This window comes from Desemzia incerta (genome assembly GCF_900115825.1).
Lineage (GTDB): Bacteria > Bacillota > Bacilli > Lactobacillales > Carnobacteriaceae > Desemzia > Desemzia incerta.
Genome location: NZ_FOXW01000005.1, coordinates 1 through 15,057, shown reverse-complemented (window position 1 = coordinate 15,057; position 15,057 = coordinate 1). Strand labels below are relative to the sequence as shown.

The window sequence follows — 15,057 nt, the reverse complement described above, 5'->3', positions numbered from 1 at the left end:
AAAAACTCAATGGGGATCTACACTCACTAACCACTTATTCTTGAACGATATTTTTAGGTTCCCCATCAAGGAACGCAATCGTATTCTCAAAAGCGATTTTTGCTCTTTCTACCATAGCTTCATCTGTCAAGTAAGCAACATGCGGCGTCAAAACAGCATTCTTCGCGTTCAACAACGGGTAATCACTTGGAATAGGCGGCTCCATATCAAATACATCGATTCCTGCTCCAGCGATTTCTCCGTTATTCAGCAATTCTGCTAGTGCTTCGTTGTCTATAATGGGACCACGCGCGCAATTGATCAAAATCGCAGAAGATTTCATTTTTGCCAACTCTTCTTTTGACAGGAAGCCCTTAGTCTGTTTATTCAACGGCAGATGAACGGAAAGGATGTCGCTTTGTTTCATTAGTTCGTCTAAAGAAACGTATTCTATTCCCAACTCTTTTGCAGCTTCTTTTTCAGTACGACTGTATGCAATCACGTTGGCACCAAAGGCTTTAAATAAACGTGCGGTCATCAGTCCAATATTGCCTGTCCCTAGTATTCCAACTGTCTTCCCTTTGATTTCATTTCCTTGAATCAAACCAGGAAAATCCTTCTTACGGATGTCTTGGTTTCCTTGGGAAATAGAACGATACAAATCAAGGGTCAGTCCTATAACCAGTTCTGCCACTGATTGATCAGAATAGCCGGCTGCATTAGCGATTTTGATGTCTTTTTCTTTTGCTGCATCTCCTGCTACATGGTCTACGCCTGTAAATGCGACATTGATCAATTTCATATGATCAGCTTTTTGGATGGCCTCTTCTGGATAAGGATTATTTGCTATCATGACAATGTCTGCATCCTTGCTTCGTTCAGCTAATTCACCAGTATCCGTCGTCTTTTCTTCATAATAAACAAAATCATGTCCTCTATCTTTAATCGGTTGTGCCAATTCATCAATCAACTCTTTAGGGACTCTTAAAGGTTCAAGTAATTTTACCAGCATGTATTTCTTCCTTTCTCTTTGTTCTTACATTTGTATCCATTAGGAATAGGTTTATCTCACTTCTTATTGTACCAATAAATGACTGGAAATGTGAAATCAGCTCTCTTTGCCTCACTCAAACTTCTTTTTATTTCTACTTGAATTACTTCTTTATAAGAAGCATAATAATGATAAGAAAGTAAGTGGAAAATTAGAACAAATTAATAAAACAGTTAAATCCATTCAAAATTTATTTTCAGGAGGAAAGTAATGAAAAAAATAACCACCGAAAGTTTATATGAACTGAAGAATGTCTCACAGCCCGTCACATGGAAAGATACGATTTTTTATTTAGAAACTCAGATAGATAAACCAGAAAATACATATCATACAGCAATCAAAAGTTTGGATACGAAGACAAAAAAACGTCGTGATTGGGGTGATAACGGGTCGGTTAATACAGCCGTTGAAATTTCTCCAAACCAGAAATGGCTGTCTTTTTTATCCAACGGAACAAAAGATAAAAAAATGCAGCTCATGATCATGCCATTAGATGGAGGTACTTCAATACAGCTGACAGATGAAAAAGAAGGAGTCTCTAATTACCATTGGACATCAAATGGCTCCAGTATTTATTATCAAACTTCTACCGATCTGACTGTAGAAGAAAAGCTGGATGACTCTTCACAAAAAACTGCTGCTGACAAAGCAGACACATTACCTAAAGCAACTACTATCACTAAATTGACTTATAAATTAGATGGAGCAGGTATCCTTCCTGCTGATCGAGATTACCATATTAAGAAAATTGATATTGCGACTAAAACTCTTACTACCATCATGACTCGTAAAGACCCTGTCGGCTTGAATTATGTCTCTAAAGACGAAAGTTATTTAATCTATGCAGATGAATTGCTTCCTGACGATGAATGGGCGTACGGACAAACGGTTTATTGGTATGATGTATCTTCTAAAGAAAGCCGTTCATTGACTGATTCTATTTCTAAAGGAAGTTTTCGCTTTGCTGCTATGTCTCCTGAAGAAGACTATTTGTTATTGATTGGAAATGATTTCGAATATGCTTTCGTTTCTCAAAATAAACTCTATGGCTATGACATAGCCTCCCAAAAGTTAACTTGCTTAACTGCAGAGCACGATATCGAATTAGGCGATGTCTTAGTAGGCGACTTCCAGCAGCAAGTCAATGGCATCGATCCTATATGGCTAACTAATGAAGAGTTTGTCTTCTCCACAACTGAACACGGGAAAATCAAATTGTATAAAGGAACTCGTTCAGGAGATATTACTGTGATTTTTGATCAGCCTCTGCACTTGACCGATGGAGCCGTTTTTGCTGGTTCTAATCAGTTTGCGGTAACTTACTCTTCACCTACTCGCCCGAGTTTATTAGGAGTGATTGATTTGACTACCGGTGAATTGAACGATTTGTATAACCCTAATCAAGCCTTTGAAAAAGAATATACCATTACAAAACCAGAGATGTTTTGGTATAAAGGCGCTGATGATTGGGATATCCAAGGGTGGTATTTAGCTCCTGAAGATAGAACATCATCTCATCCTGCAGTGCTATATATTCATGGTGGACCGCAAGTCAGCTATGGCGAAACCTTCTTCCATGAGATGCAATCCTTGGCAGCAAAAGGCTATGGGGTCATTTTATTGAACCCTCGTGGCGGAAATGGATATGGTCAAGAATTCGTAGCCTCTATCTTAGGAGATTACGGGAATAAGGATTACCAGGACTTGATGTTGGGGACAGATGCTGTATTAGCTGCTCATCCTGAAATTGATGCTGAATCAGTATATGTGGCTGGAGGAAGTTACGGAGGCTTTATGACTAACTGGATCGTAGGACATACAGACCGCTTCAAAGCAGCGGTCACACAACGTTCTATTTCAAACTGGATCAGTTTTTATGGAACCAGTGATGTCGGACCTTTCTTTGTGCAGTTCCAACTGCAGAATGATTTATCCAATGTTACTAAGTTATGGGAAATGTCTCCTTTAGCTCATGCCAAAAACGCTAAAACACCTATCTTGATCTTACACAGCGATGATGATCTGCGCTGTCCAAAAGAGCAAGGAGAGCAATTCTACATCGCTATGAAGCGGCAAGGAGTGGAAACTCAATTCATGACTTTCCCTAAATCCAGTCACGGTTTGTCTCGTAATGGTTTGCCAAACTTGCGTATCGACCGTTTGAAAGCTGTCTCTGACTGGTTTGAATCTCATTAAATTAATAAACATCAAAAGAGCCGATAAATGTGGTTTTTTCGGCTCTTTTGATGACCTGAAATTCAATATACTATACTTTTGTAAGTACGTTGGGTATACTTTTCATTGTTCACACATATCACGTTTTTACTTATAGGAGGATTAATTAGAATGAAAGAGTCTTATCAATCATTATTTGAACCTTTTACGTTTGCTTCAGGAGCTACGATTGAGAACCGAATTGTTATGGCGCCGATGACGACCCAGTCTTCTTTTGTCAACGGGATGGTCACTTCGGATGAATTAGCTTATTTTAACCGACGTGCGAAAGGACTAGGTGCTGTTATCACTTCTTGTGCGCAAGTTCGCGAAGACGGGCGATTTGCCGGTTCACTTAGCGCAGCATCAGATAATCGGATTGAAAGTTTGTCTAAATTAGCTGATTCTATCCAAAGTACAGGCTCTAAAGCCATTTTACAAATCTTCCAGGTAGGCCGTATGGGAGATCGTACTTCTTTGAAAGGAGTACAACCGGTAAGTGCCAGTGCAGTTCCTGCCCTAAGAGAAGGGGCAGAAGAACCTAGAGAATTACCAGACTCAGAAGTTCGTGAATTGGTTGAAGCTTTTGGCGAAGCCACTCGTCGAGCTATTCAAGCTGGATTTGATGGGGTTGAACTTCACGGTGCTAATACGTATTTGATCCAACAATTCTTCTCCCCTCATTCAAATCGCCGTACAGACCATTGGGGCGGAACTCTTAAAAAACGAATGAACTTCCCATTAGAGGTTATTGCAGCAGCTAAAAAAGCTATTCAAACCTATGCTGAAAAACCGTTCATCTTCGGGTATCGTATTTCTCCAGAAGAACTTGAAGAGCCAGGTATCACTTTACAAGATACACTAGCATTCTTGGACAAGTTAAAAGATACAGGACTAGATTACATCCATATCTCTACAGGATCAGCTTTCCAAAGTTCGATGCGCGATAAAAGCGATCAAACTCCTGTCTTGCAATTGATCCATGAAAAAATAGGCGACTCTATTCCATTGATTGGTGTGGGTTCTGTTAAAACGCCAGAAGATGCCGCAGCCGTTTTAGACATGGGCGTTCCTATTGTAGCTTTAGGACGTGAACTGATCGTAGAACCGGATTGGGCAGATAAAGTATTTTCCGGAAAAGAAGACACTATTCGTAAAACCATCTCATATTCTGATCAGCAAGAGTTGGTTATCCCTGACGCTATGTGGGAATATATCCAACTTGCTCCAGGATGGCTTCCATTTGAAACAACTAAGGATTAAAACTTTTTAAAAAGCAGTTTTTATCAGGACTCATTCTGATAAAAACTGCTTTTCTTATAAGGATTTTCTTTCAAAAGTAAGTTCAGCAAATTGGACGATCTGCCGAACATTCGTCAATTCCCATTCCATTTCATAATTGCCCTCTTTGAATAATGGAATTCCTTTTCCTAACAGAATAGGTGCAATCGTAATAATCATTTTGTCGATTAAATCAGCTTCCAGAAAATCTGCTATCAATTCACCGCCGCCCATCAACCAAATATTCTTTCCTGCTTGATTTTTCAATCCTTGGATCAATTCAGTAGGATCTATGGCAGTAAATGTTATGCCTTTAGACGAAACTTGAGGAACCGTTCTTGAAAAGATATAATTTTCTTTATCTTCATAGGGATATTCCCCATCTAATTCGTTCATCACCCAATCATACGTTTTTCTTCCCATTATGAGGGTATCAATCGTTTGTTCGAATTCTTCTACGATAGTCGTACTCTCTTCTTGACCATCCACACTAAACAACCATTCTAATCCATCTTGTTTGGTTGCAATGTAACCATCCAAACTACAGGCAATAAACAAGACTACTTTTCGTTGTTGATCCATTTTTATTCCTCCTTAATGCTTTTATCAGTAAATAAAAAAGGCAGAAAACTGATCAAACAGTTTTCTGCCTTTTTCCTACTGTTTAGTCTAATCCAATTTCTGCTTTTACTACGTCTACTATACGGTCTACATAGTTGTTAACTTGTTCTTCCGTTGGCGCTTCAGCCATTACACGCAATAATGGTTCAGTTCCACTAGGACGAACTAAAATACGGCCATTTCCAGCCATTTCTGCTTCAACTTCTTCAATTACTTTTTTGATTGCAGGAACATCCATAGCTCCGTGCTTATCGCTAACTCTTACGTTAACTAGCTTTTGAGGATATTCTGTAACTTCTTCTGCTAATTCAGATAATTTCTTACCTGTTTCTTTCATAACATTCAATAATTGAACAGCTGAAAGCAGTCCGTCACCCGTAGTATGGAAATCTAAGAACACCATGTGTCCTGATTGTTCTCCACCTAGATTGTAATCATTTTTACGCATTTCTTCCACTACATAGCGGTCTCCCACTTGTGTTTTTAAAGCTTTCATTCCTGCTGCTTCAACGGCTTTGTGGAATCCTAAGTTGCTCATGACTGTAGAAACGATCGTGTCTTTTTTCAAGTGACCTTTATCTTTCAAATGTTTCCCGCAAATATACATAATTTTATCTCCGTCAACGATATTTCCTAATTCGTCAACAGCTATAATACGGTCGCCATCTCCATCAAAAGCTAAACCAGCGTCAGCTCCTTGTTCGACAACCATTTCTGCTAATTTGTCTGGATGAGTTGATCCAACGCCTTCATTGATATTAACTCCATCCGGAGAAACACCCATTACGTCGAATTCAGCATCTAAATCAGCGAATAGACGATTGATCAATGGACTTGTCGCTCCATTTGCGCCATCTAAGCAAACTTGCAGTCCGCTTAAATCACCAGAGATCGTTTGTTGCAAGAATTGAGTGTATTTTTGAGAACCTTCTTTATAGTCTTCTACGCTTCCTAACCCAGCTGCGCTAGGACGAGGCAAGGTATCTTCTTGGTCCAATAATGCTTCAATTTCTTCTTCTTGTTCATCTGACAATTTGAATCCATCAGATCCAAAGAACTTGATTCCGTTATCTGGTGCCGGATTGTGTGAAGCAGAAATCATAACTCCAGCAGCTGCTCCTTGAACTCGAGTCAAGTAAGCTACCCCTGGCGTAGAGATAACGCCTAATTTTAACACTTCGATTCCGACAGACAACAAACCTGAGATCAATGCATATTCCAACAATTGACCTGACATACGTGTGTCTCTACCAACTAATACGCGTGGTTGTTCGTCCCCTTCAGTGTGTTGTGATAATACATATCCACCAAATCGTCCTAATTTAAATGCTAATTCTGGTGTAAGTTCTGAGTTTGCAACTCCTCTTACTCCATCTGTACCAAAGTATTTTCCCATTTTCAAAAAGCTCCTTTTCAGTAATTGAATAGATTGCTTATTCGTTTATTATTTATTATTTATTATTTATTCATTTTTATTCGTCGTTGTTTTCTTCTGCACTCTCGCTGCTGCTTTCAGAAGAAGATTCTGAACTGCCGCTGCTGCTAGAGCTTTCTGAAGATTCTCGTTCCTCGGACTCTTGACTGCTCTCTTCTTCACTGCTCTCAGGAGCATAACTAGATTCACTAGGTTGAGGTTCATCCGTCCTATCTGGCTGAGAATTCCCAGTTTCTTCCTCTGAGACTCTAATATCTACTTCAATGGTTTCAGGCAATACTGAAGCAGCTCCATTAGGTACAGGAACTGTCACTTCCACTGTAGAACTTTCTGTTACACCTGTCACATCAACAGGCACTTGAATTTCTTCCAAAGCGTCCAGAACCGCTTCTTCTGCTACAACGCTAGCTGTAGTGTCTTCTCCCTCAGCAAATGCTAATTCATATCTGTATCCAGATTCGGGAGTGCCGGATTGTTTCAATGACATCGGAATGTCTCTGCTGTTTGATGTCACCGGGATAGTAACAGACACTTCACTTGGCGTTACATCTACATCCAGCTGGTTCCCGGCTGCGTCAGTTACAATGACCGGTAAAGTTTGAGTAATATCGGAATTCGTATTTTCCTCCGCAGAAACATTTACTTGTACATTAGCAATTCGGTCTAACGTGTCTGCTGCACCCTCTATGAGAACAGTATCTGAATCTACAATAGGTTCACCAGCTTCATATCCTCTGGCTAATGAATCTTCGTTAAACAACACAGATATATCATAATTTTCGCTGACTCGTTCTTGTATAGTGATCTTCACTTCAGCTGGGTAGATCGTATAGTTCAAGTCATCGGATAAGCCTGAAGGCAGCAACTCTATGGTGTACGTTCCTTCACCCAACTCATTCAAATCAGGAGTAACAATATCAAAACTTTCTGTTGTCAGTGTATTCAACAAAATAGCTGTCGAGCCTTCCAACAAAATCGATACTGAATCAGGGATCCCCGTAACAAAATATTTTTCTTGGTCAATATCTACTAAAACCGGTAAATCAGTGATCATTTCCGTACTGTTGACTGTTGCTCCGCCTGAACGGTTATTTGCATTGATTTGTTTACTGTTTTCGTTATTCACATAAGTAAATAATAATGCGGCAAAACCTAGCGCTACAATCCGTAAAAACCAAGGAGAATTCATTATTTTTTCCATCATTTTTTAGAAGCCCCCTTTTTGAAACCGTTGAAAAAAGTTTGAATAGGGTTGACCGTTTGTTCTTCTTCTTCCGTCACTAATGCTTTGGTCAAGAAAACCTCAAAGTCTTCTCTTGAAAGATCTCGGTATAAATTACCGTTTTGGGTAATACTGACTCCCCCAGTTTCTTCGGAAACAACAACGGTTAAAGCATCAGATACTTCACTCAGACCAATTGCAGCTCTGTGCCGAGTCCCCAATTCTTTAGAAATCAACGAACTCTCAGAAAGCGGCAAATAACTGGCGGCTGAAGCAATTTTATAATCTTGAATGATTACTGCTCCATCATGCAATGGAGTATTGGGTATAAATGTATTGATCAGCAATTCTCCAGAAATATCCGCACCCATTGAAATACCCGTGTTGACATATTCTTCTAATCCCGTTTCCATTTCAATCGCAATTAATGCTCCTATGCGTCGTTTACTCATATATTGTACAGACTTTAGTATACTTGATACAAGGTCTTCTCCAGGGTTCTTTTTCTTTTTCTTGCGGTTAAATAAAGAACCTCTACCTAAATGTTCTAATCCCCTGCGCATTTCTGGTTGGAAAATAATGATCAAGGCTAATACAGCCCATTGAATCACTAAATCGACAATCCATTCTACTGTCTGCAGCTGGAAGAAATAACTTCCAACCTTTATCAAAACAATAATAGCAATCCCTTTCAATAACTGAACAGCTCTTGTTCCTCTGACAACAATAATCAATTGGTAGATAAAAAATGCAACGATCAAAACATCTATGATGTTGATTAACGAGCGCCATGTAAAAAGTAGTGACCAATCTATTGACATGTGGACACCTCCAAAAGTGTAAAATTGTCACTCAGTCCATATTATAGCACAGTTTAGTTTGAATAACGTTATTTGATGACACGTTAAGAGCTCTTTTTATCGTTTTCTAACTCTTCCATTCAACCGCTGTAAAAGAACAAAAAAAAGACTAGAAACAGGAACTCTGTTTCTAGTCTTAGGAATGAGTCATGCAGGATTCGAACCTGCGACCCTCTGATTAAAAGTCAGATGCTCTACCAACTGAGCTAATGACTCATAAATTAAACCAGCATGGCTTCGTCCTAATCTCACAAAGGGAAACCCTTCACTACCTTTGGCGCTAAGAAGCTTAACTACTGTGTTCGGCATGGGAACAGGTGTGACCTTCTTGCCATCAAAACCACACATGGTTTAATTTAACTGGGCTAGCTGGATTCGAACCAACGCATGAGGGAGTCAAAGTCCCTTGCCTTACCGCTTGGCTATAGCCCATAAATGGTGGAGGGGGGCAGATTCGAACTGCCGAACCCGAAGGAGCGGATTTACAGTCCGCCGCGTTTAGCCACTTCGCTACCCCTCCAATAAATCATTGCAGAAAATAGAATCAAAAATCAGCAACAAGAATATAATACAATTAAACACACCATTCTGTCAAGAGAGAAAATGCTTTTTTGTTTTATTATTCATTATCCTGAATAATCTCCCCTTTAAAAGAGTGATCTAAAAGCCCTAATCTGAATTTTGGCTACAATTCTATAGACTTCACATAACAAACAAGACGATTCACTTCTTTAAATCCAGTTTTCTGATGAACTTTCTGACTAATAGTATTGTACAATTCTACATCCGACGCTATTTGCGTGCACCCTTTACTTTTAGCCCATCCTTCTCCTGCCGAAATCAATTTATGTGCTACATGACGCTGACGATAGTCGGGCTTCACATAAATACCTTCTATATACGCTACAGGTGTAGATGTGGTTCCTTCAACGTACTCATATCTTAAAGACATATGGATAAAACCTGCAGTGCCTTTATTTTCTTTAGCAACTAATATAGTGTCTTTTTTACTTCCCGACAGGCACTCGAATTCTTTTTTTAACGCAGCAAAATCATTTTCTTTGAACAACTCTTGCGCCATTTTAGCAACAAGAGTAATATCAGAAGGTTTCATTACTTGAATAGTTGTCATTTATCAACATCCTCAGTATTTTTATCACCTTACTTGATCAGCCATACTTTTTTTGATGCTCTTTTTTCAATTTGAGGTAATCTTCATCTTCTCTGACGATCTTCCATTTCTTTTCAAAAATAGCAGCTGACTTTGCTTTTTCTTCATCAATCGTTCGTTCCTTAATTTCGCCATTTTCCTCATATTTTCTTCCGCCTTTATAATTTGCGTAGCGTCTGGATCTAGTGTAACCCATTTGAAGAAATTTCCTAGCCATATCCATTCCGACGAAATCTTGATCTTCTTTATATTTTAAATACATTTGATAAATTTTTTCAGACGATTCTGTAGCGATTTCCGGCGTCTTAAATCGCCAATGAGGAAGAATCTCACTTTTGTAAGGCTCTACCAGCAGTACGCCTTGTTCTCCTCTTCCTACTCTGTATAATTCAGGTTGCTTACGGAAGTTTATTTTATCAAAATCAAGATCGTAATCAAATGCCATTTCATCACCTCTTTAGTTGCTTTGTTGCATAGACCTATGTCTGTTGTTTTCCAACTACAATACATACTAATCATCTTATTTAACCTTACTCTACTTGTGCATTCCAATCAATTTTTCTGTTTTCTTGTCCCTACATCTCTATGACATATCGTAAATCGACCTAAAAAAAACAGGTTCACAAAAGTTTTTAAAACCTTTTGTGAACCTGTTTTTTTCGTATTATGCCGGCTGCAGGACTTGAACCTGTGACCCCCGCGTTACGAGTGCGATGCTCTACCAACTGAGCTAAGCCGGCGAACGCGATTATTCCTGAAACTAAAATGACCCGTACGGGATTCGAACCCGTGTTACCGCCGTGAAAGGGCGGTGTCTTAACCGCTTGACCAACGGGCCTTAAAGACTAATGCTTGTTGAGCACAAAGAGAATTATATAAAATATTGTATCTCTTGTAAATAGAAGATCGTCTTTTTTCGTTATTTTTAATATTATTCTAATAATTATTCATTAATATTGATTTTTTGCATATTTAATAACAAAAAAAGCTGGAAATTAGTCCATTCTGCTGGCCTCAGACTCCAGCAAAATGAATAAATTCCAGCTTTCTAATTGTTTAATAAAATTTAGTCTGCCATAATATCTTGGTATTTTTCCGGCTTGCGTTCAAATAAAGTCACCACATAGGGACAAACTGGAACAATCTTCTTACCTTCATTTTTCATTTCTTGAACAGTACGATCGACTAATTGTTCTGCTACTCCTTGCCCTCTTAGGCTAGGGTCTACAAAAGTATGGTCAACCAATACTTTATCTTCTCCAGAAGGTACATAAGTGATTTCAGCAATTAAATTTCCAGCTTCATCATTTTTGTAAAAACGATTTTCCCCTTTTTCGAAATCCATGGTATCTACCACTCCTTTTATCATTTGACTCTATTTTAACACTTCTCAAGGGACCCTTCCAGTTTTCTTATTTTTACTCCATTTGTTCGAAAACAACAATTCCCAGCTTTAGACTGTTCTACGCAAGTTTTCTACTGTCGTTTTGATCTGTGTGCTATGACAAATCGCTGATATTAAAGCTACTCCATCTGCACCTGCTGAACGAACTTTATTAGCATTTGCTTCCGTTATACCTCCTATAGCAACGATAGGGAACGTATTGAACTGTTTTCGTATAGTTTTTAAAGCGGTCACTCCTGTTGGTGGTTGGGCATCTTTTTTAGTTTGAGTCGTGTATATCGGTCCAATTCCTACGTAATCCGCTCCATCAGCTATAGCTTCTCTCATATCATGAACATTATGAACCGACACTCCTATGATTTTACCTTTAGCCTGTTCACGAAAAGTAGAAATCGCTAAGTCATTTTGACCAACATGAATCCCATCAGCATTTAACTTCAATGCTAAGTTTACGTCATCATTAATAATAAAAGGAACTTGATAAGCAGCACACAGCTGTTGGCAGTCAGAAGCAAACTTTTCATACGCTTGTCCTGTTAATGCTCCTTCTCCCTTTTCTCGGAATTGAAAACAAGTTATGCCTGCTTCTAATGCTTCACGGAGTACCAAAAGCGGATCCTTTTTGCAGTTATTAGACCCCATGACAAAATATATCTCTAACATTTCACGCTTCATTCACTACCACCTCGCAAACTCCTTTTTGTTGATTAAAAGCAAAATGATTGGTGGGTCCTTTTCCGCTCCCGATAAAAAGGGGATAACTAATTGCTAAATGAACAAACTTTTTGGCTTCAATAATTGCTTCAGGTATAGTATATCCTTTGGCAATATTAGCTGTAATCGCTGCTGAAAAAGTACAACCAGTCCCATGCGTGTGGTCTGTCTTTTTTCTAGGAGTTGTCATGGTAAAAGCTGCGTCGTGACCATACACTCGGTCAACAGCATCTTTTTCACCTGTGTGTCCCCCTTTTATTACTACCCAGTCGGATCCCATTTGTAGAATACTACGAGCTGCTCTTTCCATATCTTTTGAATCTTTAATAGACATCCCAGTAAGAACTTCAGCTTCTGGTATATTAGGAGTACAGATTGTTGTTAAGGGTAATAATTGTTCAATCAATGCTTCTACAGCTGAGTTCTGTAACAGCTTTTCCCCGCCTTTTGCGATCATCACCGGATCAAGTACTAGAGGAATCTTTTGCTCTCTTAAAACAGCAGCTGCAGCCTCAATAATCTCAGCGGAATAGAGCATACCCGTTTTGATCGATTTGATAGAAAAATCTTCCAGCACTGATGACAATTGTTGCTGAACAAACTGTGGCGTCACCTTAAAAACTCCATGAACCCCTTTTGTATTTTGATCAGTTAATGCAGTTATGACTGTTGTTCCAAATACACCCAGTTCTTGGAACGTTTTGATATCTGCTTGAATTCCGGCTCCTCCACCTGAATCAGACCCTGCAATGGTTAATGAAATCATTTTTTTACCTCCGCGATTTTTTGTACATTATCTATAAATTGAGCGATAAACGACCCGTTTTCATCTAAAGAGAGTTCAGCTGCTTTTTTGTAATCCTTTAAAGTAGCGGCTAGACTCTTCAACTCTTCTTTCCTATTACTGCTGGCTAACGATGCTGCACAAATAGCGCTCAGTAAGCAGCCCATCCCTGTAATATGTGTCGCTGTCTCGTTCCCTCCACAAATGTGGTATTCAGCATGCCCATCAGTTAAAAAATCAGTTCTCCCAGTCACAGCTACCATGCACCCATACTTTAAAGCCACTTCCCGAGCTATCGTATCGGTATTCGCAAAACCTTCCCCACTATCGACTCCTTTTGCTTGCCAGTCTGCTCCAGCTATAGACGCTAATTCTCCAGCGTTGCAACGAATCAAATTGAATTTGACTTCCTTCAACAAACGACGAACCACTCTCTTTCTGTAATCTGTAGCGCCTACACCTACAGGATCAAGCACAATTGGAATATTTAATTCATTTGCTTTTTTGCCAGCAACCAACATAGACTCTATCGTAAAGTCATTTACGGTTCCGATATTAATCAACAACCCATCAGAAGAAGAGACTACTTCAGAAACCTCTTTTATTTCATCAGCCATGATAGGGGATGCTCCTACTGCAAGTAATCCATTAGCTGAAAAGTTAGCTACAACATAATTGGTTATACAATGAATCAAAGGTGCTGCTTGTTTAATCTGTGATAACATTCTTTAACTCCTCCATTTATCTTTTTTACTTAAAATATCTTTTTACACTAGGTAATCTATTGTTCCTCTCTATCCTCCTCTTTTGACAGAAGCATAAAAAAGACCCCTACAATAAGCTGTAGAGGTCAAAAAAGCGCATAAAACACTATTGCTCCCTACGTCAGTATTAACTAACAGGTTCAAAGGGTCAGGTTTTAACCTTCTCAACACAATTGTGTCCCCCCGCAATCAAAAGTTTTACAAAAGAAAAGCTCCCCATAATAATGGAGAGCTCAATACATATTTATTTCATATGTAAACAGTGCTCCCTACGTTAGTGTTAACTAACAGGTTCAAAGGGTCAGGTTTTAACCTTCTCAACACAACTGTGTCCCCCTGCAAAACATTTAATTACTTATAACTCTACTACACATAAAGATGAAATGCAATGCGTAGTACGGATACCATACTCGTTTAAAAATCTAAAAAAAGACACTCCAGTTTAGCCAAGTCAGCTGACCAAACTGGAGTGTCCTAAAAAATTATTTATCTTCATTTAATAGTTCGTCTTCAGATGAATACCCTAAATCATCAAGTGTTTCATCTAATTTGTCTGCCGGAATCGTCTCATCGCCTGTGGGTTCTGCAACTGTTCCATGCACATTTCCATGAGCCTCTACAGATTCATCATAATTATCTGAAGGGTCGTATGAAGTTTCTTCATCAGCACTATATTTACCTTTTAATTCTTGTGTTTTTTCCATACCAGTATCTTTTACATCCACAAATTTGCTTTTGATATCTGTTCTTAATTCTTTACCAGATTTTGGTGCAAACAATAACGCTACTAAAGCACCTGCTAGAGGTAAAGCAATCATTTTTGCTAGTTCCATTCGTTTAACTTTAGCTGGCATTGCTTTTGTAGCACCTTTAGCTAACTTCGCATCCATCATCATTTTCTTCTTAGCTAAATGATGAGAGGATGGCATATGATCCTTAGCCATCTCAAATGCGTCTTGCGCGTAATCCATACCTGTGTTCATTAATTTCGATGCTTTCATTTTATTTGTGCCCCTTTCAAATTATATTGCCGACTTTTCTATCTCTATAAGAGAATATCTATACGAACATCATATAACATAAAACAGAATGTCAAAAGCAATACGCATTATCAGAAGGAAAAAGAAAACCTTTTTTATAAATAACAACCATTAAAGGTCTTTTTGCACAAAAAAAAGCCGTACAAATCACTGTAAACCAGCGTCTGCACGACTTTTAACTTATTTGTATTAAGAAAGCCACTTGCCGGATTCGAACCGGCGACCTCTTCCTTACCATGGAAGCGCTCTACCGACTGAGCTAAAGCGGCACTTTTATAAGTGGATCTGTAATTTTATGTAAAAAAAAAGACTCCGCAAGCAGGACTCGAACCTGCGACATCGTGATTAACAGTCACGCGCTACTACCAACTGAGCTATTGCGGAATAAAAACTATGCGTGGCAACGTCCTAGTCTCACAAGGGGAAACCCCTCACTACCTTCGGCGCTAAGAAGCTTAACTTCTGTGTTCGGCATGGGAACAGGTGTGACCTTCTTGCCATCATCACCACACATAT

At 39.0% G+C, this 15,057-nt stretch carries 14 protein-coding genes, 7 tRNA genes, 2 rRNA genes and 2 riboswitches; of the genes, 2 read left to right on the top strand and 21 right to left on the bottom strand.

Features of this window, described 5'->3' with window-relative positions:
* Nucleotides 1-34: 34 nt before the first annotated feature.
* Nucleotides 35-991 (bottom strand): 2-hydroxyacid dehydrogenase, encoded by a 957-nt coding sequence (locus BM137_RS07175; RefSeq protein ID WP_092480487.1) that lies wholly within the window; start codon nt 989-991, stop codon nt 35-37.
* A gap of 249 nt (nt 992-1,240) precedes the next feature.
* Here BM137_RS07175 and BM137_RS07170 point away from each other — a divergent pair, with 249 nt between their 5' ends.
* On the top strand, nt 1,241-3,226 hold the full coding sequence (locus BM137_RS07170) for an alpha/beta hydrolase family protein (protein ID WP_092480486.1): 1,986 nt from the start codon (nt 1,241-1,243) through the stop codon (nt 3,224-3,226).
* A 150-nt stretch (nt 3,227-3,376) separates the two neighbouring features.
* Nucleotides 3,377-4,507, top strand: coding sequence for an NADH-dependent flavin oxidoreductase (locus BM137_RS07165; RefSeq protein WP_092480485.1), 1,131 nt, complete (start codon nt 3,377-3,379; stop codon nt 4,505-4,507).
* 54 nt (nt 4,508-4,561) lie between these two features.
* On the opposite strand, the gene BM137_RS07160 is transcribed toward BM137_RS07165, so the two are convergent.
* From BM137_RS07160 to rrf (BM137_RS07065), 20 genes are all read right to left on the bottom strand, one after another.
* Nucleotides 4,562-5,107, bottom strand: coding sequence for a dihydrofolate reductase family protein (locus BM137_RS07160; protein WP_092480484.1), 546 nt, complete (start codon nt 5,105-5,107; stop codon nt 4,562-4,564).
* Nucleotides 5,108-5,189: 82 nt separating this feature from the next.
* A complete protein-coding gene (gene glmM, locus BM137_RS07155; protein WP_092480483.1) occupies nt 5,190-6,542 on the bottom strand; it encodes a phosphoglucosamine mutase in 1,353 nt (450 codons plus the stop codon).
* A gap of 76 nt (nt 6,543-6,618) precedes the next feature.
* Nucleotides 6,619-7,785, bottom strand: a complete 1,167-nt coding sequence (locus BM137_RS07150) for a CdaR family protein (RefSeq protein ID WP_092480482.1) — start codon at nt 7,783-7,785, stop codon at nt 6,619-6,621.
* The gene (gene cdaA / locus BM137_RS07145) at nt 7,782-8,624 is read right to left on the bottom strand and encodes a diadenylate cyclase CdaA (protein WP_092480481.1); all 843 of its coding nucleotides are present in this window, start codon (nt 8,622-8,624) and stop codon (nt 7,782-7,784) included. Before cdaA ends, BM137_RS07150 begins: the two co-directional genes overlap by 4 nt.
* Before the next feature lie 182 nt (nt 8,625-8,806).
* Nucleotides 8,807-8,879: transfer RNA gene (locus BM137_RS07140), tRNA-Lys, on the bottom strand.
* A gap of 13 nt (nt 8,880-8,892) precedes the next feature.
* Nucleotides 8,893-9,008, bottom strand: a 5S ribosomal RNA gene (gene rrf, locus BM137_RS07135).
* A 15-nt stretch (nt 9,009-9,023) separates the two neighbouring features.
* A tRNA-Gln gene (locus BM137_RS07130) sits at nt 9,024-9,095 on the bottom strand.
* 4 nt (nt 9,096-9,099) lie between these two features.
* Nucleotides 9,100-9,183: transfer RNA gene (locus tag BM137_RS07125), tRNA-Tyr, on the bottom strand.
* Between the two features lie 165 nt (nt 9,184-9,348).
* On the bottom strand, nt 9,349-9,795 hold the full coding sequence (gene aac(6'), locus BM137_RS07120; RefSeq protein ID WP_218147497.1) for an aminoglycoside 6'-N-acetyltransferase: 447 nt from the start codon (nt 9,793-9,795) through the stop codon (nt 9,349-9,351).
* A gap of 37 nt (nt 9,796-9,832) precedes the next feature.
* Entirely contained in the window at nt 9,833-10,279 is a 447-nt protein-coding gene (locus BM137_RS07115; RefSeq protein ID WP_092480480.1) for a DUF4385 domain-containing protein, read from the bottom strand.
* A gap of 222 nt (nt 10,280-10,501) precedes the next feature.
* Nucleotides 10,502-10,574: transfer RNA gene (locus BM137_RS07110), tRNA-Thr, on the bottom strand.
* 26 nt (nt 10,575-10,600) lie between these two features.
* Nucleotides 10,601-10,672, bottom strand: a tRNA-Glu gene (locus BM137_RS07105).
* Between the two features lie 228 nt (nt 10,673-10,900).
* Entirely contained in the window at nt 10,901-11,179 is a 279-nt protein-coding gene (locus tag BM137_RS07100; protein ID WP_092480479.1) for a GNAT family N-acetyltransferase, read from the bottom strand.
* Between the two features lie 108 nt (nt 11,180-11,287).
* Nucleotides 11,288-11,914, bottom strand: a complete 627-nt coding sequence (thiE, locus tag BM137_RS07095) for a thiamine phosphate synthase (RefSeq protein ID WP_092480478.1) — start codon at nt 11,912-11,914, stop codon at nt 11,288-11,290.
* Nucleotides 11,904-12,719: a bifunctional hydroxymethylpyrimidine kinase/phosphomethylpyrimidine kinase gene (gene thiD / locus BM137_RS07090; RefSeq protein WP_092480477.1), complete on the bottom strand. Its 816-nt coding sequence runs from the start codon at nt 12,717-12,719 to the stop codon at nt 11,904-11,906. Before thiD ends, thiE begins: the two co-directional genes overlap by 11 nt.
* Nucleotides 12,716-13,462, bottom strand: coding sequence for a hydroxyethylthiazole kinase (gene thiM, locus BM137_RS07085; RefSeq protein ID WP_092480476.1), 747 nt, complete (start codon nt 13,460-13,462; stop codon nt 12,716-12,718). The genes thiD and thiM overlap by 4 nt, the downstream gene beginning before the upstream one ends.
* 135 nt (nt 13,463-13,597) lie before the next feature.
* Nucleotides 13,598-13,696, bottom strand: a riboswitch (TPP riboswitch).
* Between the two features lie 54 nt (nt 13,697-13,750).
* Nucleotides 13,751-13,849: riboswitch (TPP riboswitch) on the bottom strand.
* 134 nt (nt 13,850-13,983) lie between these two features.
* Nucleotides 13,984-14,502 (bottom strand): YtxH domain-containing protein, encoded by a 519-nt coding sequence (locus tag BM137_RS07080; RefSeq protein ID WP_092480475.1) that lies wholly within the window; start codon nt 14,500-14,502, stop codon nt 13,984-13,986.
* 235 nt (nt 14,503-14,737) lie between these two features.
* Nucleotides 14,738-14,810: transfer RNA gene (locus BM137_RS07075), tRNA-Thr, on the bottom strand.
* 41 nt (nt 14,811-14,851) lie between these two features.
* Nucleotides 14,852-14,925: transfer RNA gene (locus tag BM137_RS07070), tRNA-Asn, on the bottom strand.
* Between the two features lie 11 nt (nt 14,926-14,936).
* A 5S ribosomal RNA gene (gene rrf, locus BM137_RS07065) occupies nt 14,937-15,052 on the bottom strand.
* Between the last annotated feature and the right edge of the window lie 5 nt (nt 15,053-15,057).